Source organism: Streptomyces sp. NPDC037389, from assembly GCF_040636475.1.
GTDB lineage: Bacteria > Actinomycetota > Actinomycetes > Streptomycetales > Streptomycetaceae > Streptomyces > Streptomyces hesseae.
Genome location: NZ_JBEZUS010000093.1, coordinates 1 through 1,026 on the forward strand (window position 1 = coordinate 1; position 1,026 = coordinate 1,026).

The 1,026-nt window shown below is 72.1% G+C and carries 2 protein-coding genes; one reads left to right on the top strand and one right to left on the bottom strand.

What is annotated here, in order from left to right:
• The coding region (locus AB0E98_RS33980; RefSeq protein WP_361710378.1) for a hypothetical protein at positions 1-393 on the bottom strand (393 nt) is incomplete at its 3' end.
• Between the two features lie 114 nt (positions 394-507).
• On the opposite strand from AB0E98_RS33980, the gene AB0E98_RS33985 reads away from it, so the two are divergent.
• Positions 508-1,026 (top strand): thioredoxin domain-containing protein (locus AB0E98_RS33985; protein ID WP_361710381.1); only part of this gene is annotated, 519 nt, incomplete at its 3' end.

Sequence of the window (1,026 nt, forward strand, 5' to 3'; positions counted from 1 at the left end):
CCGAAGGACGCAAGCCCCGCGCAACGTCACCAGATGACGACTCCGCCGCCCGGCGCCTGCGCGCGTCCGGCGACCTCCACGAGGGTGCTCAGACGGTCGTCGCTCGCGGACCGGTGCTGCGCCACCCGACCGCACGGGTTCCGTGTTCACCACGACCTCCTCCGGCTTCTCCCGGAGCAGGAGGCACTCACTCAGGAGCGCGGGCACCTGGTCGGGCGGCACCTCCAAGTCCCTCTCGGCCAGGTCCGGGAGAAGGACGGCTCCGAGCGAACGCACCACCGGCGACCTCCACACGCGTGTGCGCCGGTTCTCGAAGCCGGCGGACTCGTCACGGTCGTCCGGCGCGTCGAGTATGCGTCTCCTTCCGTCCGCGTCCACCACGAGGACGTGCACCGTGAGGCTTGTGCGCCGAGTGGAGCACACGGGCGAGCGGGCGGGCCACGGGATGTCCGCGCCGCCCCTGTGGCGCACGGACGGGGCGGAGGGGATGTGCGCGAGGATGGAGGCATGCCGAACCGACTTGCGCAGGCCACGTCCCCGTACCTCCTCCAGCACGCGGACAACCCCGTCGACTGGTGGCCCTGGGAGGCCGAGGCGTTCGAGGAAGCCCGTCGGCGCGACGTCCCGGTCCTGCTGAGCGTCGGCTACAGCGCGTGCCACTGGTGCCACGTCATGGCGCACGAGTCCTTCGAGGACGGACCCACCGCCGAGTACCTCAACGCGCACTTCGTGAGCGTCAAGGTCGACCGCGAGGAGCGCCCCGACGTCGACGCCGTCTACATGGAGGCCGTGCAGGCGGCCACCGGGCAGGGCGGCTGGCCCATGACCGTGTTCCTCACCCCGGACGCCGAGCCGTTCTACTTCGGCACCTACTTCCCGCCCGAGCCCCGGCACGGCATGCCCTCCTTCCGCCAGGTGCTCCAGGGCGTCCAGCAGGCCTGGGCGGAGCGGCGCGACGAGGTGAGCGAGGTCGCCGGGAAGATCGTGCGGGACCTCGCCGGGCGGGGGATCTCCTACGGCGACGCC